The organism is Massilia sp. 2TAF26, assembly GCF_052115005.1.
Lineage (GTDB): Bacteria > Pseudomonadota > Gammaproteobacteria > Burkholderiales > Burkholderiaceae_D > Telluria.
The window spans coordinates 23,318-43,986 of record NZ_JBFRFV010000003.1; the positions used below are offsets into that span (position 1 = coordinate 23,318).

A 20,669-nucleotide genomic window follows, 5' to 3' on the forward strand; every position below is an offset into this window, starting at 1 on the left:
CATCGCTTGCGGCGAGGTCAAGTAGAATGCGGGATCGGTTTACTCGCACAGAAGGAAGAATATGAGATTGGTTCGCTACGGCCGCCCCGGTAAGGAAAAACCCGGCCTGTTCGACGAAGAAGGCCGCCTGCGCTCGCTGGCCGGCATCATCGACGACATCGACGCGTCGGTGCTGTCCGAAAAGGCGCTGCGCAAACTGGCCAAGGTCGACTGGAAGACCCTGCCCATCGTACGCGGCGAGCCGCGCTTCGGCGTCCCGGTCAAGGGCGTCGGCAAATTCATCGGCATCGGCATGAACTACTCGGACCACGCGGCCGAGGTGGGCGCACCGATTCCGAAGGAACCGATCCTGTTCATGAAGGCGACCAGCTCCCTGTCCGGCCCGGACGATGCGATCCAGCTGCCGAAAGGCTCGAAGAAGACCGACTGGGAAGTCGAGCTGGGCATCGTCATCGGCGAGCGCGCGCAGTACGTCAGCGAAGAAGACGCGCTGAAGTACGTGGCCGGCTACTGCGTGGTCAACGACGTCTCCGAGCGCGCCTTCCAGTTCGAGATGGGCTCGCAGTGGGACAAGGGCAAGGGCTGCGACACCTTCGGCCCGGTCGGCCCCTTCCTGGTGACGAAGGACGAGATCTTCGACGTGCAGGACCTCGACCTCTACCTGGAACTGAACGGCAAGCGCGTGCAGACCGGGAATACCTCGAACATGATCTTCACGGTGGCGCAAATCGTCAGCTACCTGTCGCGCTTCATGACCCTGGAGCCGGGCGACATCATCAGCACCGGCACCCCGCCGGGCGTGGGCCTGGGCCGCACGCCGCAGCGTTTCCTGAAGAAGGGAGACAAGCTGCGCCTGGGTATTGCGGGATTGGGGGAGCAGCAGCAGGAAGTGGTGGCTTACCCGAAGGCTTGATATAGGCCCGCTGCCTTAAACGTCGTTCCCGCGCAGGCGGGAACCCAAGTTTGCTCGCTGGACCGCATACTGACCTTGAATTCCCGCCTGCGCGGGAATGACGCCTCCTCTAGCCGAGCCCGGAATCCCCTCCAAAAAATTGAGGATTGAAAATAAGCGCGAAGCGCCGGGATTCTTTTGATTTTTACCGGACGGCATGCGAATATTTCCTGCATGACAGACCGCCTCCGCCCCATCCCTCCTGACGCCTGGACCGCCGCCCAGCGCACGGCCGCGCAAGAGATCGTCAACGGCCCGCGCGGCGCCCTCTACGGGCCCTTCGTGCCGCTGCTGCACAGCCCCGAGCTGATGGGCCATGCGCAGCGCATGGGCGAGTACCTGCGCTACCGCAGCGCCATCGGCGTGCGGCTGTCCGAGCTGGCGATCCTCGTCACCGCGCGCGAATGGGACCAGCAGGTCGAGTGGGCGATCCACGCGCCGATCGCGCTGCAGGCCGGCATCGCGGCGGACCTGATCGACGCCATCGCGCACCGCCGGCGGCCGAAGGCGATGCTGGCCGACGAAGAGGCGGTGTACGACTTCTGCGTGGAGCTGCACCGCGACAAGCGGGTCTCCGACCGCGTCTATCAGAATGCGCTGGCGCTGTTCGGCGAGCAGGGCGTGGTCGACCTGATGGGCGTGAACGGCTACTACACCTTCCTGGCGATGGTGATGAACAGCGCGCAGACTGCGGCGCCGGCGTCGAGCGCTGATCCGCTGCCGGAATGAGTGCTGCCGGACCAGCTCGTCGGCGGGACGCCGCGCTCGTCGCCGCCGGCCGGCCCTTCGTCGCATGCCCGCACACGATGCGCCGGCAGCCGGCAAAGTAGAGGCGCGTAACAGCCCTCAACTAACGGAGACACGAATGAAACCACAGTATGTGCTCGCCGCGGCGATCGCCGCCACCTCGGTTCTGGCCCTGGCCGCCGCTCCCGAACCGCTGCCGGCGCCGTGGCAGCTGGACGGCAAGCACGTGAAAAAATTCACGGCCGGCGTCGATCAGGCGGATGGCGTCAAGGGCGCCAAATTCCTGAGCAATACCAGCGATGACAGTCTGGCCTGGGCTTCGCTGACCCAGGTGGTCTCGGCCCAGAACTACGTCGGCCAGCGGGTTCGCTTCCGCGCCCGCGTGCGGACCCGCGACGTCGACGGCTGGGCGGGCCTGTGGATGCGGGTGGATGGCGCCGGCCCGGCCCGGCTGGCCTTCTACAACAGCCAGGACAGGCCGATCAAGGGCAGCACGGATTGGCAGGAGCGCAGCGTGGTGCTGGACGTGCCGCAGGAGGCGACCCGGATCGCGTTCGGGGTGATCGACAGCGGCAAGGGAACCGTATGGATCGACCAGCTCGCATTCGAGGCTGTCGGCCAGGACGTGCCGGTCGACAGCTTCAGGAATCACTCGCTGCCGGCTTCGCCGTCGCTGTGAAGGCGGCCATGAAAGCGTCTTTCATCCTGGCTGCCGCCATCGCCGCATACTCGGCGCCGGTATGCGCAGCCGGTCCCGAGCCGCTGCCGCCCGCCTGGTTCGTCACCGGTACCCATGCACAGAAGTTCGGCGCCGGCGTCGACCAGGACCCCGGGGTGCGGGGCGCCAAATTCTTGCGCAACAAGGCCGACGATCCGAATGCCTGGGCGTCGCTGGCACAAGTGATCTCGGCCCAGAACTACCTCGGCCAGCGCATCCGCTTCCGCGCATTCGTAAAGACCCAGGACGTGAGCGGCTGGGCGGGCTTGTGGATGCGGGTCGATAACCGTGCCGGCCGCAGTGTCGCCTTCTACAACAGCGCCGACAGGCCGATCAGGGGCAGCACGGACTGGCAGGAGCGCAGCGTGGTGCTGGACGTGCCGCAGGATGCCGCGGCCATCATGTTCGGCGTGAACAATATCGGCAAGGGGCAGGTATGGATCGACCGCCTCGGCTTCGAGCAGGTCGGTCAGGACGTCCCGGTCGACACCATGCAGCCCGGCCCCGCCTTGCCGACGGCGCCGATCCTGTGAGCGTGCAGGACGACACCGCCGTCGCGGCCGTGCGGCGCCTGTACGGCTGCAGCGCGCGCCAGGGCTTGTGCAGCCTGGCCGTGCTGTGCGCCTTCGTGGCCGGCGCCGCCTGGCTGCAGCGGTATTCGCTGATCGGCCTGTTCGCGGCGGTACTCGGACCGATGCTGCTGAGCTGTGCGGCGCTGCTGCTGGGCGCGCGCGCGGCCGCCGTCCGCTTCGGATGGACCGCGGCATGGAGTGCGCTGCTCATGGCCAGCGCCGCCGGAACGGTGGCGATGCTGACGCCTTATCACGCGTGGATGCGGTCGCGTGGTTTGCCGGGGCTGCCGGACCTGCAGGTCATGGCCTGTGCCTTTGGCGTGAGCACGCTGGCGCTCGGCCTGCCGCTGTGGCAGGCCCAGGTTCGCACCCGCGCCCGGCAACTGGCCGGCTTACGCCACGCGGTGCTGGCCGCGGAGCTGAAAGCCCTGCAGGCCCAGGTCGAGCCGCACTTCCTGTACAACACCCTCGCCAATACCCGCTACCTGGCGCGCCATGATCCGGAGCGCGCGGCGAAGATGCTGGAGCACCTGATCGCCTACCTGCACAGCGCCTTGCCCGACATGCGCCGCCAGGAATCGACGCTGGGCCGCGAGTTCGACCTCGCCGGCCATTACCTGGCCCTGATGGCGATCCGCTTCGGCCAGCGCCTACACTACCGCCTGGATTGTCCGGCCGACCTGGCCGATATGCCGGTGCCGCCGCTGCTCCTGATGACGCTGGTGGAGAACGCGGTCAAGCACGGCGTCGAGCGCAAACCCGGCCCCGTCAGCGTGAGCCTCGACGCGCAGCGCGCCGGCGCAGCGGTGACGATTACGGTCGGCGACGATGGCGCAGGGATAGGCGCCACGACGCTGGGCAGCGGCGTCGGCCTGCGCAACCTGCGCCAGCGGCTGGCCGCGCTGTACGACGATGCGGCCGCCTTCGACCTGCGCCGCACACCGGCCGGCGTGACCGAGGCCGTGCTGATGCTGCCGATCTTGGACGGAAAGCCGGACGGGAAGCCGGGCCTGGAGAGGGCGGCTTGAGCGGGCCCTGCATCCTGGTCGCGGACGACGAGCCGCTGCTGCGCGCCGAGCTGAGGGAAGCGCTGGCGCAGCTGTGGCCCGAGGCCCGCATCGTCGAGGCGGAGGACGGCATCGAGGCGCTGCGCCTGTGCCGCGAGATGGCGCCGCAGGCCGCCTTTCTCGACATCCGCATGCCCGGCCTGGACGGCCTGGAACTGGCGCGCGTGTTCGGGGCGCGCACCCACGTCGTCTTCGTGACGGCCTTCGGCGAGCATGCCCTGGCAGCCTTCGACGAAGGCGCGGTCGACTACGTGTCGAAGCCGCTGGGCATGGAGCGCCTTGCACGGGCGGTCGAACGGGTGCGGGCGCGCATCGAGGCAACGCCGCCGGACCTGGCGCGGCTGACGCAGCCGCTGCCGAAGAGCCAGCCGGCCTGGCTGCAGGCCACGGTCGGCAACACCATTCACTTCATCGACCTGGCGGACGTGGTGTACTTCTGCGCCGACGCCAAGTACACGCGGGTGGTGACGGATTCGATGGAAGCGCACATCCGCCTGAGCCTGAAGGAGCTGGCGGAGTCGCTGGATGGGACGGCGTTCTGGCAGATCCACCGCGGCTACATGGTGGCGGTCAAGCGGATCGCGGCGGCGGCGCGCGCCGAGGACGGGACTTTATGGGTGCAACTGCGCGGACATGAGGCCAGGCTGCCGGTGAGCCAGCGCTTCCAGCACCTCTTCCGCGGAATGTAGAACTAGGCCAACGCTTCCTTGGCCGCCTGCTCCGGCGTGAACTCATCGTAGAACATGTCGGTGAACCACTCGACATTCTCTTCGATGTAGTCCTGCGCCTGCTTCTGGGTGGCGCCGCCGGCCACCAGGTGCTTCTCGACCTCGATGCACCAGTTGATCAGCGCCATGGTCTCTTCGTCGAGTTCTTCTTTCTTCGCCATCGCTTTAGCCCAATACTTTTTTGAAGAAGGCCGAGATGGCCTGGACTTCCTCGAGGCACACCGAGTGCTGCATGGCGTACTCGTGCCACTCGACCTGGTAGCCCAGCGAGACCAGCAGGTCGCGCGACTGCTCGGCGCGGGCGAAGGGCACCACGTTGTCGTGGCGGCCGTGGGCCATGAAGATCGGCGTGGCCAGGCTTTCCGGGGTGCGTTCCGTCGCCAGCGTGGCCGACAGCGGCACATAGCCCGACAGGCAGATCATGCCGGCCAGCGCTTCCGGGTGGCGCAGGCCAGTCTGGATGGTCATCGCGCAGCCCTGCGAGAAGCCGGCCAGCACGATGCGCGAAGCCGGGATGCCGCGCGCCTTTTCGCGCGCGATGAAGGCTTCGACTTCCTTCTGCGAAGCGCGCAGGCCGGTTTCGTCTTCGCGGCGCGTCAGTTCGGCGCCTGTGATGTCGTACCAGGCGCGCATCACGTAGCCGCCGTTGACGGTGACCGGCATGGTGCGCGCGTGCGGGAAGATGAAGCGGATGCCCGGCAGGCCGGCCAGGTCGAGCTCGCGCACGATGGGCACGAAGTCGTTGCCGTCCGCGCCCAGGCCATGCAGCCAGATGACGGAGATTTCCGGGTTGTCGCTGGTGTCGATGGTGACGTGGTCGAGCAGCTCGCTCATGCATGCATCCTTATTTTTTCTTGGGGCGCCAGGCGGCGCACACGGTCGGGTCGGTATCGATGAAGGGACCGCCGATCAGGTCGATGCAGTAGGGCACCGCGGCGAACACGCCGTTGACGATGGTCTTGCCGTCCGCGTCCTTCAGGCCCTCGAGGGTTTCCTTGATCGACTTCGGCTGGCCCGGCAGGTTCATGACCAGGGCAGCATGTTCAGAAGCGGGGTCGGGCGTCTCGCGGATCACGGCCACCTGGCGCGACAGGATCGCGGTCGGCACGAAGTGCAGGCTGACCTGGCGCATCTGCTCGCCGAAGCCCGGCATCTCCTTGGTGCCGATGGCGAGGGTCGCCTCGGGCGTGACGTCGCGCCGCGCCGGGCCGGTGCCGCCGGTGGTCAGCACCAGGTGGCAGCGCACTTCGTCGACGAGTTCGATGAGCGCGCTCTCGATGTCGTCGCGGTTGTCGGGGATCAGGCGGGTCTCGACGCGGAACGGGGTGGTCAGGGCCTTGCCCAGCCATTCCTGCAGGGCGGGGATGCCCTTGTCCTCGTACACGCCGCCGCTGGCACGGTCCGAGACCGAGATCAGGCCAATCACGAGCTCACGCGCCGGGTCCTGGACCTTATTCTCCAGACTCATCGCCGCTTTCCTCTTCGCCATCGCCTTCCGCGGCAGCCTTGGGCGCCTTGGCCAGGTCCTTCAGGATCTGGAAGATCTCGCGGTAGGCCTTGGGCGGCTTGTTCTCGGCCTGCTCCTTGCGCGCATTGCGGATCAGGGTGCGCAGGTGCTGCGCGTCCAGCTCCGGATGCTCGCCCAGCAGCTGGGTGAGGGCCTTGTCGTCGGCCAGCAGCTTCTCGCGGCGGCGCTCCAGCGCGTGCAGGGCGGCAGCTTCGGCCTTCGAGGTGCCCTTCCAGCTCTCGATGGTGCGCTGGATGACGGCGACTTCCTCCTCGTCGAGGGAGCGCATCATCTTGCCCACGTACTGCAACTGGCGGCGGCGGCCTTCGTGGTTGGTGATGGTCTGGGCCATGAGGATCGCATCCTTGACCTCGTCCGGCATCGGCACGCGCTTGACGCGGTCGCGCGGCGCTTCGATGAGCTGTTCGCCGAGCTTCTGCAACTCGTTACTCTGCCGCTTCAGTTCGGACTTGGAGGGGCGGTCGTATTCCGGTTCGAACTCGTCGGAGCGGAAGCCGACAGCGCCGCGGTTTGCATTTGGCATGATGATCTAGATTCGTCAGACGCACGTCTGGACGGTAAAAACAGTAAACGGCTGCTATGATAACTGTTTTAGGGCTCGCTACGACAAACGCACATGAACGACTCCGTCTTCACCCATACCCAGGATCAGCTCAAGCAGCTCGCACAGGACGTGCTGGCAATTGCAAAGGAAACCGGCGCCAGCGACGCGGCGGTCGAGATCAGCGAGGGTAGCGGTCTGGCGGTGACGGTGCGCAAGGGCCAGGTCGAGACCATCGAGCAGAACAAGGATAAGGGCATCGGCGTGACCGTCTACTGCGGCCAGCGCCGCGGCCATGCCAGCACCTCCGATTTCTCCAGCGCCTCGCTGCGCGCCACGGTGGAGGCGGCCTACAACATCGCCCGCTTCACCGCCGAAGACCCGGCCGCCGGCCTGCCGGACGCCGATCTGCTGGAAATGAACCCGCGCGACCTGCGTCTGTGCTACCCCTGGGACATCGATGCCGAGGACGCCGTGCGCATCGCCCAGCGTTGCGAAGCGGCCGCCTTCGGCGTCGACAAGCGCATCACCAACAGCGAAGGCGCCAGCGTCTACGTGCAGCAGTCGCACTTCGTGGCCGCCAACAGCCTCGGTTTCTGCGCCGGCTACCCATTCTCGCGCCATACCCTGTCGGTCGCGCCGATCGCCGGCAAGGGCAACAAGATGCAGCGCGACGACTGGTATACCTCCGCGCGCGACCCGAAAAAGCTGGCCGATCCCGAAAAGGTCGGCCGCTACGCCGCCGAACGCGCCCTGGCGCGCCTGAACGCGCGCAAGCTCGACACCCGCACCTGCCCGGTACTGTTCGAAGCCCCGCTGGCCGCCGGCCTGGTCGGCTCTTTCGTCCAGGCAACCTCGGGCGGCGCCCTCTACCGCAAGTCGAGTTTCCTGCTGGATTCTCTCGGCAAGTCGATCTTCCCTTCGCACATCCAGATCGTCGAAGACCCGCACATCGTCGGCGCGGTCGGCTCCTCGCCCTTCGACGAAGAAGGCGTGCGTACCCAGACCCGCAAGGTCGTCAGCGATGGCGTGCTGCAGGGCTATTTCCTATCTTCTTACTCGGCACGCAAGCTGGGCATGCAGACCACCGGCAATGCCGGCGGCTCGCACAACCTGGAAATCCTGTCGAAGGAAACGAAGATCGCCGACGACTTCGAAGGCATGCTGCGCAAGATGGGCACCGGCCTGCTGGTCACGGAACTGATGGGGCAGGGCACCAACTACGTGACCGGCGACTATTCGCGCGGCGCGTCCGGCTACTGGGTCGAGAACGGCGTGATCCAGTACCCGGTCGAAGAGATCACCATCGCCGGCAACATGAAGGACATGTTCCAGTCCATCGTCGGCATCGGCAATGACGTGCTGACGCGTGGCAACAAGTCGACGGGCTCGATCCTGATCGAGAAGATGGTGATTGCGGGCAGCTGATTGCCATTGAAGGCGGACGAGTCCGCCTCGCACGCGAATTTTGGGTTCCTGCAATAATGTGCAGATATGCACTGCACATAAAAAGGAACCACATGAACATTCTCGCCGCCGCCACCAAGCGCCACACCGCCAAAGCCTACGACCCGACCCGTCGCGTCCCCGAGGAACTGATGCAGCAGATCTATGGTCTGCTGCGCAACAGCCCGTCCTCGGTCAACTCCCAGCCCTGGCACTTCATCGTCGCCAGCACGCCGGAAGCCAAGGCCCGCATGGCCAAGGGCGCCCAGGGCGGTTTCATCTACAACGAACCGAAGATCCTCAACGCTTCGCACGTGATCCTGTTCTGCGTGCGCGCCGATGCCGACCAGCAGCACCTCGACAGCATCCTCGAGCAGGAACAGCGCGACGGCCGCTTCCGCGACGAAGCCGCCAGGGCCGGCCAGGCCAAGGGCCGCCTGGGTTATGTGAACCTGCACCGCTACACCCAGAAAGACCTGCCGCAGTGGCTGGAAAAGCAGGTCTACATCGCCCTCGGTACCGCCATGCTGGGCGCCGCCAACCTGGGCATCGACACCACGCCGATGGAAGGCATCGACGTCCCCGCGCTGGACGCGGAATTCGGCCTGCACGAGCGCGGCCTGACCAGCCTGGTCATGCTGAGCTTCGGCTACCACGCCGAGACCGACTTCAACGCCGGCCTGCCGAAGTCGCGCCTGCAGGAAGAACAGGTGTTTACTTTCCTATAAAACGATGCGGAAGGGGTGGAGCGCGGGAAACCAGGCCCGCTCGAGGAGCTTCATGAATCCCTCGCGGGTCGGATAGCCCTCGTTCTCCCAGTCTTCCGCGTAGTGTTCCGGGTCGGTCGCCAGGACCCCGCGGCTGTCGACGTGGAACACGCGCTCGAGGGGCGAGTGGAATTCCGCCAGCACCTCGTCGTTCACCACGTCGATCATGCGCTTCATGACTTCGGTGCGGAAGGCCAGGTCGGGATCGACGTCGGCGTCGTCCATGATGGTCGTGAGCCAGCCGCCATGGCTGTTGACGAAGCCGCGGCCGTCGGGCACCGGATAGTCGTAGCCGTTCAGGAAGATCGGCTGTTGCCAAGTGGTCTTGCGGTAGGCCCAGCGGATGGCGCGGATGATGCCGTTCAGGCCTTCGCTGATGTGGTAGAGCATCAGGTCGAGGCGCGCAGGCGAGAAGCAGGCGGCCGGATCGGAGGCGGAGGAGCAATCGTCGCGCAGCGCCAGCCGGTGCTCGAGCGCGTCGTTGGCGAAGCCGCCGAGATAGACTTCGCTGAAGTGGCAATCCGGCGACAGGTGCATGCGGATCACGCTGGCATAGTGACCGTCGCCGATGTACTCGTTCAGCCTGGCGCCATTGAAGCCGAGCAGGCGGACACCCGCATGCTCGGGAGAGACCTTCGGGTGCTCGACCAGCGCATGCAGCAGCGTCTGGTCGGTATGCCAGAACCAGGCGTCGCCCAGCGCCAGTCCGGCGGGAGGCAGCGCTCCCGCAGCCGGACTTTCTCCTGGCCGATAGACATTGCCCATGCCGCTCTCCGCAGTTTCCCTGGCGCTGGCCGCCGCTCATGCTTTTGACAGGCGGCGGCGCAGGCCGGTTCCCGGCCGGGCAAAGACTTACTTGATCGCGCGGACCGCCTGCAGTACCGGCTGCAGCACGCTAGCGCCCAGGCGGGCGCTGCGCGCGCCATCCCAGCCCACTTGCGGATCCGGATCGTTGGCGTTGTCCTTGAACGGCAGTTCGAGGGTCAGCGACAGGCAGCCGAAGGCGTGGGTGATGTGTGGCGAACCCATGGTCAGGGTCTCTTCGCTATAGGGCGTTTCGCCATAGCCGTGCACGTCCTGGAAGTCCGGGCTGGCGACCATGAAGGCGTCCGAGAAGGCCTTCTGGGCGGCGGCCTGTTCGGCCGTGAAGTTCGGCAGGGATTCGCTGCCGGCGATGAACACGTAGGGCAGGCCTTCGTCGCCGTGCACGTCCAGGCACATGTCGACGCCGACCTCGTGCATCTTCTGCTTGACGAGGAAGACTTCCGGGCTGCGCTCCATGGTCGGGTTCAGCCATTCGCGGTTCAGGTTGGCGCCGGCGGCATTCGTGCGCAGGTTGCCGCGCACCGAGCCGTCCGGGTTCATGTTCGGCACCACATAGAACACGCTTTCTTTCAGCAGCTGGCGGCCGAAGGGGTGAGCGGGATCGAGCAGGGCGTCGAGCATGCCCTCGACGAACCACTCGGCCATCGTCTCGCCCGGGTGCTGGCGTGCGATCACCCACACTTTTTTCTTCGCGGGCGAAGGTTCGCCGATGATCAGCATGTTCAGGTCGCGGCCGTCGACGGTCGAGCCGAGGTCGACCATGCGCACCTGCTCGGACAGCTGGGCGCGGTCCAGCAGCTCCAGGTGGCGCTCCCACGAGTAGGGCTCGAAGTAGGCGTAGTAGACGCTGTCCATGGCCGGGATGTGCTCGATGGTCAGCACTTGGCCGTCGAAGCTGGTCGGCACGCGGAACCAGTTGATGCGGTCATAGCTCGCCATCGCGTTGTAGTCTTCCCAGCCCTTCGGGTAGGCCGACTGGCCGGCGTTGAGCAGGCGGATCGTGCAGGGCTGGGCCTGCGCGCCCTGCAAGCGGAAGTAGAACCACTGGGTGATGTCGGCGTGCGAATCCTTGCGGATGTTCAGGTCGATGGCGTTCGCGCTCGTGGCGTTCACGATATCGATGGCGCCAGCGTCGAACTGGCTGCTGATCTTGATAGACATGGTGCGTCCTGTAGTGGGGACCTCGTCAAACCTGCTGCGCGTTGCATTTTCGGCCTGCGATGCTCGCCGTACCGTAAGTACGGCTGCGCTTCTCGGCCGAAACTGCGGCCGCTCGCTACGGTTTGACGAGGTCCTGTTATTTGAGTGGTAGGGCGTGCATCATACCCATGACTCGTTTCGGTGCGCAAATCGGCTCGTCTGTTGCCGGTCAAATGTCGGCCATCCGGCTTTTGCTAAGGTGCTCGTTTGGGAGGACAAACATGAAGAACGAAATTCGTGTCGCACATGCCGAAATTACCAGCATCGACAGGCGGGGCTTCTGGCTGCGCTGCCATCGGGAGGAGCTGTACCTGCCATTCGCCATGTTCCCCTGGTTCGAGCACGCGACCGTGGCGCAGCTGTGCCGGGTCGAGTGCTTCGGCGAAACCTGCCTGTACTGGCCGGGGCTGGACCTGGAACTGGGCGTGGAGGGTATCCGGCTGTCGATGACGGCGTCTCAGCGCAATCCGCCGAACCTGTCGTAGAAGCCGGCATCCGCGCCGGGCGCCTCCGGATCCTCACGCCGCAGCACCTCCATCAGGTGGGCCTCGGCCCTTTCCCAGGTCAGCCGGTAGATCGCCTGCGCCAGCGCATAGGCCTCCGAGCCCGGCCAGGGATTCGGCAGCAGGGCCAAAGGCAGCATCGGATCGTGCAGCTGGACGCGGCGGTAGGCGTGGATCAGCAGGCTGCGCACCACGAACGCGGCCTGGGGCGTGAGGTCCGTTTCCTCGCGCAGGGTCGCCAGCAGGGGCGTGAATTCGTCGATGAAGCGGCAGTAGTCGGATACCACGCCGGACAGGTCCCAGCCCTCCTGCACCAGTTCGCCCAGCGGACGCGAGCCGGCATCCGGCAGCTCGGCGGCGCTGCAGACGAAGACCTTGCCGCCGGCCTTGACCCGTTCCAGGATTTCGGCCAGCGGCGCGGGATCGGCGGCCGGATGCGCCAGCAGGCCCGGCGCCAGCATCGCATAGCCCTCCCACTCGAGCTCCTTGCGCACGGCCGTGCGCAGGGGCGCGTCGATGCTGCCGTTGGGCGCCATCACCAGGGTCCAGCGGCCGTCCCAGTCGAGTCCCGGCGCGGCGTAGATGCGGCGGTTCGCGCGCTCGAAGCGCGGACGCGCCTCCGGCAGCAGGGCATAGCTGCTGCGCCGTCCCTCGCGGTTGGCCACCAGCCAGCCTTCCTGCACCAGGCGGAACACGCTGGTGCGCACCAGGCGGTCGGTCACGCCCATCGGCGCCACCAGTTCGATCAGGCTGCCCAGCCACAGGCGGGCGCCGTGCGGGGCGATGGCGTCGCCGAAGATGGTCATCACCAGCGACTTGGAGCGCGGCGGATCGGTGGCGAGGAAGCGGTTTATCCACTCGTTGCTGGTGAGCATTTTCATATGATTACTTTACCGCAATCACGACGCAGCCGACAGCTCTTGCATCACGATATGATTCAAAATTTTTGTGTACATCGAGTTTTTTGTATCGTATTATGGATTCAGTCAGAACACAAACGGAGACAGCCATGTACGCCCAAATGGTAGAAACCGGCCTCAAGAAAGTGCAGACCCGCGACGACATGAGCGCGGAAGAACAGGCTTTCCAGGCCCGCATCGACGCCGGCGTCAAGATCGAGCCGAAGGACTGGATGCCCGAGGCTTACCGCAAGACCCTGGTGCGCCAGATCTCGCAGCACGCCCACTCGGAGATCGTCGGTCAGCTGCCGGAAGGCAACTGGGTCACGCGCGCACCCACGCTCAAGCGCAAATCCATTTTGCTGGCGAAGATCCAGGACGAAGCCGGCCACGGCCTCTACCTGTACAGCGCCGCCGAAACCCTGGGCGTCTCGCGCGACGAGCTGCTCGATGCCCTGCATTCGGGCAAGGCCAAGTATTCGAGCATCTTCAATTACCCGACGCTGACCTGGGCCGACATCGGCGCGATCGGCTGGCTGGTCGACGGCTCCGCCATCATCAACCAGATTCCGCTTTGCCGCTGCTCCTATGGCCCCTACGCGCGCGCCATGATCCGCGTGTGCAAGGAAGAGTCCTTCCACGCGCGCCAGGGCTACGACATCATGATGCAGCTGGCCAAGGGTACGCCCGAGCAGAAGGCGATGGCCCAGGACGCGCTGAACCGCTGGTGGTGGCCTTCGCTGATGATGTTCGGCCCGTCGGACGCCGAATCGGTCAACAGCGCGCAGTCGACCCAGTGGCGCATCAAGCTGTTCTCGAACGACGAGCTGCGCCAGCGCATGGTCGACCAGACCGTGCCGCAAGCCGAATTCCTCGGCCTCACCATCCCCGACCCCGATCTGAAGTGGAACGAAGAACGCGGCCACTACGATTTCGGCGAGATCGACTGGGACGAGTTCTACAACGTCCTGAAGGGCAACGGCCCCTGCAACAAGGAACGCCTGCGCACGCGGGTGAAGGCCTGGGAAGAAGGCGAATGGTTCCGCGATGCGCTGGTGGCGTATGCGGACAAGCAGGCGGACAAGAAAGCCGCGGCGTAAGAACAAGCACCGTCGTCCCCGCGAAGGCGGGGACCCGAGTTTGCGTGAGTGGTTCGCAAAGTAAGTTGGACCCCCGCCTTCGCGGGGGCGACGGCAGACAGGAGACACAAAAATGAGCAAAGAATGGCCACTGTGGGAAGTCTTCATCCGCAGCCAGCACGGACTCGCCCACAAGCACGTCGGCAGCCTGCATGCACCCGACGCCGAGATGGCGATCAACAATGCGCGCGACGTCTACACGCGCCGTAACGAAGGCGTCTCGATCTGGGTCGTGAAGGCGGCCGACATCGTCGCCTCCAGCCCGAGCGACAAGGACGCGCTGTTCGAGCCGTCCAACAGCAAGGTCTACCGCCACCCGACCTTCTTCCCGATGCCGGAAGAAGTCAAGAACCTGTGAGGCCGGGCGTGGATAACGCGAAGTTCGAATATCTCCTGCGCCAGGGCGACAACGCCCTGATCCTGTCCCAGCAGCTGTCCCAGCTGTGCGGCAAGGGTCCGGCGCTCGAAGAAGACATGGCGCTCACCAACGTCGCCCTCGACCTGCTCGGCCAGACGCGCATGTGGCTGAGCTACGCCGGCGAACTCGAAGGCCATGGCCGCGACGAGGACCGCCTGGCCTACCTGCGCGACAGCCGCGAATTCCGCAACTGCCTGCTGGTCGAGCAGCCGAACGCCGACTATGCGCAGGTCATGGTGCGCCAGTTCTTCTTCGATACCTGGCACTACTTCCTGATGCGCGGGCTGCTGGCCTCGACGGATCAACGCATCGCCGAGATCGCGGAAAAGTCGCTCAAGGAAGTCACTTACCACCTGCGCCGCAGCGGCGACCTGGTGGTGCGCCTGGGCGACGGCACGCCGCTCAGCCACGCGAAGATGCAGGCCGCCGTCGACGAGCTGTGGACCTATGCCGGCGAGATGTTCATCTACGACGCGCTCGACGAGGCCATGGTGGCGCAGGGTGTCGCGCCGCACGCCGAGCCGCTGCGCGAAGCCTTCCTGCAGCACGTCGGCGAAGTGCTGCTTGATGCGACCCTGGCGATGCCGTCGCCGGAGGCCTATATGCAGCGCGGCGGCAAGCAGGGCCGGCATACCGAACGCCTCGGCTACATCCTGGCCGAGATGCAGTTCCTGCAGCGCGCCTATCCCGGCGCGGATTGGTAAGGCAGCACCATGAGCGAGGAGACGGTGATCGATACGTCCCAGGTCTGGGCCTGGCTCGGCGAGGTGCCCGATCCCGAGATCCCGGTGATCTCGGTGGTCGATCTCGGCATCGTGCGCGATGTCGCCTTCGACGGCAATGCCGGCGATACCGGCGAGTGGGTGGTCACGATCACGCCGACCTATTCCGGCTGCCCGGCCATGCAGGTGATCGCCGAGGACGTGGAGAGCGCCCTGCGTGCGCGCGGACTCCAGCGCGTGCGCATCGCCACCCGCCTGTCGCCGGCCTGGACCACCGACTGGATGAGCGAGGCCGGCAAAGCGGCCCTGAAGGGCTACGGCATCGCACCCCCTAGCCAGCAGGTGATCGACATCAGCGCCCTGAAGCACGGTGTGAAAAGGCACGCGATCCAGGAGCCGGAAGTGCCGTGCCCGCACTGCGGTTCCCGCCACACCCTCGCCATCAGCCAGTTCGGCTCGACCCCGTGCAAGGCGCTGTACCGCTGCCTCGATTGCCGCGAGCCCTTCGACTACTTCAAGTGTCATTAAAACGATGAGCAAATTCCATCCACTCACCGTCGCCAAGGTGAAGCACGAAACACGCGACGCGATCGCGGTCACCTTCGAGGTGCCGCCGCAGCTGCGCGAGGCCTTCCAGTACCAGCAGGGCCAGCACCTGACCCTGCGCGCGATGATCGACGGCGAGGACGTGCGCCGCTCCTACTCGATCTGCTCGGCGGTGCAGGACGACCGCCTGCGCGTGGCGATCAAGCGCGTGAACGGCGGGCTGTTCTCGACCTGGGCCAACGAATGCATCCGCCCCGGCGTCACCATCGACGTGATGCCGCCCGAGGGCCGCTTCAACCTGCCGCTCGAACCGGAGAGCCGCCGCCACTACCTGGCCTTCGCGGCCGGCAGCGGCATCACGCCCATCCTCTCGATCATCAAGACCACCTTGATTGCCGAGCCGCACAGCCGCTTCACCCTGCTGTACGGGAACCGCGCTTCGTCGTCGGTGATCTTCCGCGACGAGCTGACCGACCTGAAGGACCAGTACCTGGAGCGCCTGAACCTGGTCTACATCATGAGCCGCGAGCCTCAGGACATCGAGCTGTTCCACGGCCGCATCACCAAAGACAAGTGCCGCGAACTGTTCCAGCACTGGCTGCGCGTGGAGAACGTCGACTACGCCTTCATCTGCGGGCCGGAAGACATGATGCATGGTGTCTCGGCCGCCCTCCAAGGCGCCGGCATGCCGAAGGAGCGCATCCGCATCGAGCTGTTCGCGGCCGGCGCGGCAAAGAGCGAGCGCAAGCCGCGCCCGGTGACGGCGGAGCCGCGTCACCAGACCGAAGTCACCGTGGTCATGGACGGTGTCCACGCCAGCTTCACGATGGACAAGGACAAGGAATCGCTGCTGGACGCCGGCCTGCGCGCTGGGCTGGACATGCGCTACTCCTGCAAGGGCGGCGTGTGCTCGACCTGCCGCTGCAAGGTGCTGGAAGGGCAGGTGGACATGGATGTCAACTACGCGCTCGAAGACTACGAAGTGGCGCGCGGGTTCGTGCTGAGCTGCCAGAGTTTTCCGGTGACGGATAAGATCGTGGTTGATTTCGACGTGCATGACTAAGCACCACTGACGCTAGCACGTCGTCCCCGCGGAGGCGGGGATCCAAGTTCGTAGCGGTTCGAAAAACTTGGGTTCCCGCCTCCGCGGGAACGACGGGATAACAACAACGAGGAGACACCCATGACCTACGAATCCATCCAGTTCACCATAGCCGACGGCATCGCCGTCCTCACCCTCAACCGCCCCGATCGCCTGAACAGCTTCACCAAGGCCATGCACGGTGAAGTCCGCGACGCCCTGGACAAGCTCCAGGCCGACAAGACCGTCCGCGTGCTGGTGCTGACCGGCGCCGGCCGCGGCTTCTGCGCCGGCCAGGACCTGAACGACCGCGCCGTCGAACCGGGCGCGCCCGGCGTGGACCTCGGCGAATCGGTCGAAAAATACTATGCGCCGCTGGTGACGACCCTGCGCACCCTGCCGATGCCGGTGATCTGCGCCGTGAACGGCGTGGCCGCCGGCGCCGGCGCCAACCTGGCGCTGGCCTGCGACATCGTGCTGGCCGCGAAATCCGCCAGCTTCATCGAGGCCTTCTGCAAGCTGGGCCTGATCCCCGATACCGGCGGCACCTGGGTGCTGCCGCGCCTCATCGGTCCGGCGCGCGCGATGGGCCTGGCCCTGCTGGGCGACAAGCTGCCGGCCGAGAAGGCCGAGCAATGGGGCCTGATCTGGCGCTGCGTGCCGGACGAAGCCCTGATGGACGAGGCGATGGCGATGGCCGAGCACTTCGCCAAGGCGCCGACCAAGGGCCTGGCCTTCACCAAGAAAGCCATGCTGGCCAGCTGGACCAACACCCTCGAGCAGCAACTGCAGCTGGAAGCCGGCATGATGCGCGAACTGGGCTACAGCCATGACTACCGCGAGGGCGTGGCCGCCTTCATCGAGAAGCGCCAGCCTCACTTCAAGGGAGAATGAGCGATGGTTCAGGCACTGGAGAAGGGTAGCGTCGTCGCCGTGGTCGGCAGCGGCGCGATGGGCTCAGGCATCGCCCAGGTGGCGGCAAGCGCCGGGCACCAGGTGCGCCTCTACGACACGCGGCCCGAAGCCGTCGCCAAGGCGATCGCCGGCATCGGCAAGGGCTGGGACAAGCTGGTCGAGAAAGGCCGCATGGGCGCGGATGAAGCCAGCCTGGCGCGCGAGCGCCTGCAGCCGGCCGCATCGACGGCGGAGCTGAAGGACGCGGCGCTGGTGGTCGAGGCCATCGTCGAAGACCTCGAGGTCAAGCGTGGACTGTTCGCCGGACTGGAAGACATCGTTGGCCCGGACTGCATCCTGGCCACCAATACCTCGTCGATCTCGGTGACGGCCATCGCCGCCCGGCTGAAGCGCCCGGAGCGCCTGGTCGGCATGCACTTCTTCAATCCGGTGCCGCTGATGGCGCTGGTCGAGGTGGTCGAAGGCGTCGCCACCGATAAAAACGTGGCGGACACGGTCTACGCCACGGCCGAAGCCTGGGGCAAGAACCCGGTGCACGCGAAATCGACTCCGGGCTTCATCGTCAACCGCGTGGCGCGTCCCTATTATGCGGAAGCCCTGCGCCTGCTGCAGGAACAGGCGGCCGATGCGGCCACGCTGGACGCCGTGATGCGCGACGCCGGCGGCTTCCGCATGGGGCCCTTCGAGCTGATGGACCTGATCGGCCACGACGTCAACTTCTCGGTCACGCAGTCGGTGTTCAAGGCGTATTTCGGCGACCCCCGCTTCACGCCCTCGGTGCTGCAGCAGGAGCTGGTGAATGCCGGCTTCCTCGGCCGCAAATCGGGACGCGGCTTCTACCGGTATGGCGAGGGCGTGGCTGCGCCGGCGGCCCAGGCCGAACCGGCAGCTGAGATGCCGACGACGGTGCGCATCACGCGCCAGCGCGACCTCAGCGATCCGGTCTTCGACGCGCTGCAGGCCGTGGTCACCGAGCGCCTGGCGGCGCATGGGATCAATCCGAGCCATCCCTCGATGTTCGACGGTAGCGACACCCGCAAAGAGCCGGCCTTCCACGCCAATGGCGCCGCGATCTACCTGACCGACGGCCGCAGCGCCACCCAGCGCGCGGCCGACGACGATCACCCGAATACCGTGCTGTTCGACCTGGTGCTCGACCCGGCCAGGGCCACCCGCATCGCGCTGGCGAAAGCCGACCAGTGCAGCGAGGAAGCCTGGCGCGGCGCGGTCGGCCTGTTCCAGGCGGCCGGCTTCATTGTCACGCGCCTGGACGACGTGCCCGGCATGGCCGTGATGCGCACCGTCGCCATGCTGGCCAACGAGGCGGCGGACGCCGTCAACCAGGGCGTGTGCAGTGCGCGCGCCGTCGACGTCGCCATGCAGAAGGGCGTGAACTATCCGCGCGGGCCGCTGGCCTGGGCCGATACGGTGGGCCTGCGCCACGTGGCCGCCGTGCTGCACAACCTGGCGGCCAGCTATGGCGAAGACCGCTATCGTGTCTCGCCGCTGTTGCGCCGCAAGCTGGCGGCCAATCCGGAAGGAGCAAGATTCCATGCAGTTTGATACCCGCGAACGTGCGCAGCAGCTGGCCGAACTGGCCGGCAAGACCATGTTCGAGCGCGACCCGGCCAGCCAGCGCCTCGGCATGAGCCTGGACCAGATCCGCCCGGGCTATGCGCGCATGAGCATGCGCGTGCGCGAGGACATGCTGAACGGTCACGGCACCTGCCACGGCGGCTATATCTTCATGCTGGCCGACAGCGCCTTCGCTTTCGCCTGCAACTCGCACAACTTCAACACGGTCGGCGCCGGCTGCAGCATCGATTACCTGTCGCCGGGACGCGAAGGCGACCTGTTGACGGCCGAAGCGGTCGAACAGGCGCTGTCCGGCAAGACCGGTGTCTATGACATCGTGGTCACCAACCAGGAGGGGCGCAAGGTCGCGCTCTTTCGCGGCAAATCCCACCGTGTGAACGGCATGGTGGCGGAAGCGGGCAATACCCAGTAATTAAGTTAGGAGAGGCAGATGGTGCAAGGCATTCCTCAACCCGGCGATCTCGAAGCGATCGAGCGCGCCAGCCGCGACGAGCTGCAGGCCCTGCAGCTCGAGCGCCTTAAATGGACGCTCAAGCACGCTTACGAGAACGTGGCGCATTACCGCCGCGCCTTCGACGAGAAGGGCGTGCACCCGGACGACCTCAAGACGCTCGCCGACCTGGCGAAATTTCCCTTCACCGAGAAGAAGACCCTGCGCGACAACTACCCCTTCGGCCTGTTCGCGGTGCCGCGGGAGCAGGTGGTGCGCGTGCACGCATCAAGCGGCACCACCGGCAAGCCGACCGTGGTCGGCTACACCAGGCGCGACATCGACACCTGGGCCGACCTGGTGGCGCGCTCGATCCGCGCGGCCGGCGGCCGTCCCGGCGACATGGTCCACATCGCCTACGGCTACGGCCTGTTCACCGGCGGCCTGGGCGCCCACTACGGCGCCGAGCGCCTGGGCTGCACCGTGGTGCCGATGTCGGGCGGCCAGACCGAGAAGCAGGTCCAGCTGATCCAGGACTTCAAGCCCTCCATCATCATGGTTACGCCCTCGTACATGCTGAACATCGTCGAGGAATTCAAGCGCCAGGGAATCGACCCGGCCACCTCCTCGCTGCAGGTCGGCATCTTCGGCGCCGAACCCTGGACCGACGCCATGCGCCGCGAGATCGAGCAGGGCGCAGGCATCGACGCGGTCGACATCTATGGCCTGTCCGAAGTGATGGGCCCGGGCGTGGCCAGCGAATGCATCGAGAGCAAGGACGGCCCGGTGATCTGGGAGGATCACTTCTACCCCGAGATCATCGACCCGGAAACCGGCGAGGTGCTGCCCGACGGCGCCGAGGGCGAGCTGGTGTTCACCTCGTTGTCGAAAGAGGCCCTGCCCATCATCCGCTATCGCACCCGCGACCTCACGCGCCTGCTCGCGCCGACCTCGCGCTCGATGCGCCGCATGGGCCGCATCACGGGCCGCTCGGACGACATGCTGATCATCCGCGGCGTGAACGTCTTCCCCAGCCAGGTCGAGGAACAGGTGCTGCAGATGCCGGCGCTGGCCCCGCACTACCAGCTGGTGGTGAGCAAGGACGGCCACCTCGACAAGCTGGAGGTGCGCTGCGAGCTGCGCCCGGGTGCGGGGGAAGCTCTCCTTGCGGACGAGCAGGTAGCGGCCCTGGCCCAGGAACTGAAGCACCGCATCAAGACCTATATCGGCGTGACCACCAGCGTGAACCTGCTGCCGGCCCAGGGCATCGAACGTTCGATGACGGGCAAGGCGCGGCGCGTGGTCGACCAGCGCAACAAATAATCCGAG

At 66.1% G+C, this 20,669-nt stretch carries 25 protein-coding genes; 18 read left to right on the top strand and 7 right to left on the bottom strand.

Going from position 1 to position 20,669, the window contains the following annotated elements:
- Window positions 1–61: 61 nt before the first annotated feature.
- The 6 genes from AB4Z32_RS03745 to AB4Z32_RS03770 all read left to right on the top strand — a co-directional run bounded on the left by AB4Z32_RS03745 (window position 62) and on the right by AB4Z32_RS03770 (window position 4,745).
- Entirely contained in the window at window positions 62–913 is an 852-nt protein-coding gene (locus AB4Z32_RS03745; protein WP_441934507.1) for a fumarylacetoacetate hydrolase family protein, read from the top strand.
- A gap of 213 nt (window positions 914–1,126) precedes the next feature.
- Window positions 1,127–1,681, top strand: coding sequence for a carboxymuconolactone decarboxylase family protein (locus AB4Z32_RS03750; RefSeq protein WP_441934509.1), 555 nt, complete (start codon window positions 1,127–1,129; stop codon window positions 1,679–1,681).
- 136 nt (window positions 1,682–1,817) lie between these two features.
- Window positions 1,818–2,378: a transcriptional regulator gene (locus AB4Z32_RS03755; RefSeq protein WP_441934511.1), complete on the top strand. Its 561-nt coding sequence runs from the start codon at window positions 1,818–1,820 to the stop codon at window positions 2,376–2,378.
- 8 nt (window positions 2,379–2,386) lie between these two features.
- Window positions 2,387–2,950, top strand: coding sequence for a transcriptional regulator (locus AB4Z32_RS03760; protein ID WP_441934513.1), 564 nt, complete (start codon window positions 2,387–2,389; stop codon window positions 2,948–2,950).
- Complete coding sequence (locus tag AB4Z32_RS03765; protein WP_441934515.1) at window positions 2,947–4,017, top strand: sensor histidine kinase; 1,071 nt, start codon at window positions 2,947–2,949, stop codon at window positions 4,015–4,017. The genes AB4Z32_RS03760 and AB4Z32_RS03765 overlap by 4 nt, the downstream gene beginning before the upstream one ends.
- Entirely contained in the window at window positions 4,014–4,745 is a 732-nt protein-coding gene (locus tag AB4Z32_RS03770) for a LytR/AlgR family response regulator transcription factor (RefSeq protein ID WP_441934517.1), read from the top strand. Before AB4Z32_RS03765 ends, AB4Z32_RS03770 begins: the two co-directional genes overlap by 4 nt.
- 2 nt (window positions 4,746–4,747) lie before the next feature.
- On the opposite strand, the gene AB4Z32_RS03775 is transcribed toward AB4Z32_RS03770, so the two are convergent.
- The 4 genes from AB4Z32_RS03775 to yjgA are packed head-to-tail and all read right to left on the bottom strand — an operon-like array spanning window position 4,748 to window position 6,835.
- Window positions 4,748–4,945, bottom strand: coding sequence for a hypothetical protein (locus tag AB4Z32_RS03775; RefSeq protein WP_441934518.1), 198 nt, complete (start codon window positions 4,943–4,945; stop codon window positions 4,748–4,750).
- Window positions 4,946–4,949: 4 nt separating this feature from the next.
- Window positions 4,950–5,618 carry an alpha/beta hydrolase gene (locus AB4Z32_RS03780; RefSeq protein WP_441934520.1) on the bottom strand — a complete coding sequence of 223 codons (669 nt, stop codon included), beginning with the start codon at window positions 5,616–5,618 and terminating at the stop codon, window positions 4,950–4,952.
- Window positions 5,619–5,628: 10 nt separating this feature from the next.
- Window positions 5,629–6,252 carry a molybdopterin adenylyltransferase gene (gene mog, locus AB4Z32_RS03785; RefSeq protein WP_441934522.1) on the bottom strand — a complete coding sequence of 208 codons (624 nt, stop codon included), beginning with the start codon at window positions 6,250–6,252 and terminating at the stop codon, window positions 5,629–5,631.
- Window positions 6,236–6,835 (bottom strand): ribosome biogenesis factor YjgA, encoded by a 600-nt coding sequence (gene yjgA, locus AB4Z32_RS03790; RefSeq protein WP_441934524.1) that lies wholly within the window; start codon window positions 6,833–6,835, stop codon window positions 6,236–6,238. The genes mog and yjgA overlap by 17 nt, the downstream gene beginning before the upstream one ends.
- Window positions 6,836–6,928: 93 nt before the next feature.
- Here yjgA and pmbA point away from each other — a divergent pair, with 93 nt between their 5' ends.
- Window positions 6,929–8,281 (top strand): metalloprotease PmbA, encoded by a 1,353-nt coding sequence (gene pmbA, locus AB4Z32_RS03795; protein WP_441934526.1) that lies wholly within the window; start codon window positions 6,929–6,931, stop codon window positions 8,279–8,281.
- Between the two features lie 92 nt (window positions 8,282–8,373).
- Window positions 8,374–9,027 carry an oxygen-insensitive NAD(P)H nitroreductase gene (gene nfsB / locus AB4Z32_RS03800; protein ID WP_441934527.1) on the top strand — a complete coding sequence of 218 codons (654 nt, stop codon included), beginning with the start codon at window positions 8,374–8,376 and terminating at the stop codon, window positions 9,025–9,027.
- On the opposite strand, the gene AB4Z32_RS03805 is transcribed toward nfsB, so the two are convergent.
- Both AB4Z32_RS03805 and AB4Z32_RS03810 read right to left on the bottom strand, forming a co-directional pair.
- Window positions 9,022–9,831, bottom strand: a complete 810-nt coding sequence (locus tag AB4Z32_RS03805; protein WP_441934529.1) for a hypothetical protein — start codon at window positions 9,829–9,831, stop codon at window positions 9,022–9,024. The two genes, nfsB and AB4Z32_RS03805, sit on opposite strands and share 6 nt — an antisense overlap.
- A gap of 87 nt (window positions 9,832–9,918) precedes the next feature.
- The gene (locus AB4Z32_RS03810; RefSeq protein WP_441934531.1) at window positions 9,919–11,052 is read right to left on the bottom strand and encodes a M14 family metallopeptidase; all 1,134 of its coding nucleotides are present in this window, start codon (window positions 11,050–11,052) and stop codon (window positions 9,919–9,921) included.
- A gap of 260 nt (window positions 11,053–11,312) precedes the next feature.
- Between AB4Z32_RS03810 and AB4Z32_RS03815 the strand changes: the two genes are divergently transcribed.
- On the top strand, window positions 11,313–11,576 hold the full coding sequence (locus tag AB4Z32_RS03815; protein ID WP_441934533.1) for a DUF2442 domain-containing protein: 264 nt from the start codon (window positions 11,313–11,315) through the stop codon (window positions 11,574–11,576).
- Here AB4Z32_RS03815 and paaX read toward each other — a convergent pair.
- Window positions 11,549–12,475: a phenylacetic acid degradation operon negative regulatory protein PaaX gene (gene paaX / locus AB4Z32_RS03820; protein ID WP_441934535.1), complete on the bottom strand. Its 927-nt coding sequence runs from the start codon at window positions 12,473–12,475 to the stop codon at window positions 11,549–11,551. The two genes, AB4Z32_RS03815 and paaX, sit on opposite strands and share 28 nt — an antisense overlap.
- A 128-nt stretch (window positions 12,476–12,603) precedes the next feature.
- On the opposite strand from paaX, the gene paaA reads away from it, so the two are divergent.
- The 9 genes from paaA (at window position 12,604) to paaK (ending at window position 20,663) form a co-directional block, all read left to right on the top strand.
- Window positions 12,604–13,593, top strand: a complete 990-nt coding sequence (gene paaA, locus AB4Z32_RS03825) for a 1,2-phenylacetyl-CoA epoxidase subunit PaaA (protein ID WP_441934537.1) — start codon at window positions 12,604–12,606, stop codon at window positions 13,591–13,593.
- A 112-nt stretch (window positions 13,594–13,705) separates the two neighbouring features.
- Complete coding sequence (gene paaB, locus AB4Z32_RS03830; RefSeq protein WP_047821541.1) at window positions 13,706–13,990, top strand: 1,2-phenylacetyl-CoA epoxidase subunit PaaB; 285 nt, start codon at window positions 13,706–13,708, stop codon at window positions 13,988–13,990.
- 8 nt (window positions 13,991–13,998) lie between these two features.
- The gene (gene paaC, locus AB4Z32_RS03835) at window positions 13,999–14,754 is read left to right on the top strand and encodes a 1,2-phenylacetyl-CoA epoxidase subunit PaaC (RefSeq protein WP_441934539.1); all 756 of its coding nucleotides are present in this window, start codon (window positions 13,999–14,001) and stop codon (window positions 14,752–14,754) included.
- A 9-nt stretch (window positions 14,755–14,763) separates the two neighbouring features.
- On the top strand, window positions 14,764–15,300 hold the full coding sequence (gene paaD / locus AB4Z32_RS03840) for a 1,2-phenylacetyl-CoA epoxidase subunit PaaD (protein WP_441934541.1): 537 nt from the start codon (window positions 14,764–14,766) through the stop codon (window positions 15,298–15,300).
- A gap of 4 nt (window positions 15,301–15,304) precedes the next feature.
- Window positions 15,305–16,381: a 1,2-phenylacetyl-CoA epoxidase subunit PaaE gene (gene paaE / locus AB4Z32_RS03845; RefSeq protein WP_441934543.1), complete on the top strand. Its 1,077-nt coding sequence runs from the start codon at window positions 15,305–15,307 to the stop codon at window positions 16,379–16,381.
- A gap of 120 nt (window positions 16,382–16,501) precedes the next feature.
- Window positions 16,502–17,293, top strand: a complete 792-nt coding sequence (gene paaG / locus AB4Z32_RS03850) for a 2-(1,2-epoxy-1,2-dihydrophenyl)acetyl-CoA isomerase PaaG (RefSeq protein ID WP_441934545.1) — start codon at window positions 16,502–16,504, stop codon at window positions 17,291–17,293.
- A gap of 3 nt (window positions 17,294–17,296) precedes the next feature.
- Complete coding sequence (gene paaH / locus AB4Z32_RS03855) at window positions 17,297–18,877, top strand: 3-hydroxyacyl-CoA dehydrogenase PaaH (RefSeq protein WP_441934547.1); 1,581 nt, start codon at window positions 17,297–17,299, stop codon at window positions 18,875–18,877.
- Complete coding sequence (paaI, locus tag AB4Z32_RS03860; RefSeq protein ID WP_441934548.1) at window positions 18,867–19,322, top strand: hydroxyphenylacetyl-CoA thioesterase PaaI; 456 nt, start codon at window positions 18,867–18,869, stop codon at window positions 19,320–19,322. Before paaH ends, paaI begins: the two co-directional genes overlap by 11 nt.
- Before the next feature lie 18 nt (window positions 19,323–19,340).
- Entirely contained in the window at window positions 19,341–20,663 is a 1,323-nt protein-coding gene (gene paaK / locus AB4Z32_RS03865; RefSeq protein WP_441934550.1) for a phenylacetate--CoA ligase PaaK, read from the top strand.
- Window positions 20,664–20,669: the final 6 nt, after the last annotated feature.

Coding starts and splice junctions, on each gene's coding strand:
- paaD (WP_441934541.1), top strand. CDS start 14,764: ATGAGCGAGGAGACGGTGATCGATACGTCCCAGGTCTGGGCCTGGCTC.
- nfsB (WP_441934527.1), top strand. CDS start 8,374: ATGAACATTCTCGCCGCCGCCACCAAGCGCCACACCGCCAAAGCCTAC.
- AB4Z32_RS03775 (WP_441934518.1), bottom strand. CDS start 4,945: ATGGCGAAGAAAGAAGAACTCGACGAAGAGACCATGGCGCTGATCAAC.
- mog (WP_441934522.1), bottom strand. CDS start 6,252: ATGAGTCTGGAGAATAAGGTCCAGGACCCGGCGCGTGAGCTCGTGATT.
- paaX (WP_441934535.1), bottom strand. CDS start 12,475: ATGAAAATGCTCACCAGCAACGAGTGGATAAACCGCTTCCTCGCCACC.
- paaB (WP_047821541.1), top strand. CDS start 13,706: ATGAGCAAAGAATGGCCACTGTGGGAAGTCTTCATCCGCAGCCAGCAC.
- paaI (WP_441934548.1), top strand. CDS start 18,867: ATGCAGTTTGATACCCGCGAACGTGCGCAGCAGCTGGCCGAACTGGCC.
- AB4Z32_RS03810 (WP_441934531.1), bottom strand. CDS start 11,052: ATGTCTATCAAGATCAGCAGCCAGTTCGACGCTGGCGCCATCGATATC.
- AB4Z32_RS03815 (WP_441934533.1), top strand. CDS start 11,313: ATGAAGAACGAAATTCGTGTCGCACATGCCGAAATTACCAGCATCGAC.
- AB4Z32_RS03750 (WP_441934509.1), top strand. CDS start 1,127: ATGACAGACCGCCTCCGCCCCATCCCTCCTGACGCCTGGACCGCCGCC.
- paaA (WP_441934537.1), top strand. CDS start 12,604: ATGTACGCCCAAATGGTAGAAACCGGCCTCAAGAAAGTGCAGACCCGC.
- paaE (WP_441934543.1), top strand. CDS start 15,305: ATGAGCAAATTCCATCCACTCACCGTCGCCAAGGTGAAGCACGAAACA.
- AB4Z32_RS03755 (WP_441934511.1), top strand. CDS start 1,818: ATGAAACCACAGTATGTGCTCGCCGCGGCGATCGCCGCCACCTCGGTT.
- paaH (WP_441934547.1), top strand. CDS start 17,297: ATGGTTCAGGCACTGGAGAAGGGTAGCGTCGTCGCCGTGGTCGGCAGC.
- paaG (WP_441934545.1), top strand. CDS start 16,502: ATGACCTACGAATCCATCCAGTTCACCATAGCCGACGGCATCGCCGTC.
- AB4Z32_RS03780 (WP_441934520.1), bottom strand. CDS start 5,618: ATGAGCGAGCTGCTCGACCACGTCACCATCGACACCAGCGACAACCCG.
- AB4Z32_RS03805 (WP_441934529.1), bottom strand. CDS start 9,831: ATGGGCAATGTCTATCGGCCAGGAGAAAGTCCGGCTGCGGGAGCGCTG.
- yjgA (WP_441934524.1), bottom strand. CDS start 6,835: ATGCCAAATGCAAACCGCGGCGCTGTCGGCTTCCGCTCCGACGAGTTC.
- AB4Z32_RS03760 (WP_441934513.1), top strand. CDS start 2,387: ATGAAAGCGTCTTTCATCCTGGCTGCCGCCATCGCCGCATACTCGGCG.
- AB4Z32_RS03745 (WP_441934507.1), top strand. CDS start 62: ATGAGATTGGTTCGCTACGGCCGCCCCGGTAAGGAAAAACCCGGCCTG.
- pmbA (WP_441934526.1), top strand. CDS start 6,929: ATGAACGACTCCGTCTTCACCCATACCCAGGATCAGCTCAAGCAGCTC.
- paaK (WP_441934550.1), top strand. CDS start 19,341: ATGGTGCAAGGCATTCCTCAACCCGGCGATCTCGAAGCGATCGAGCGC.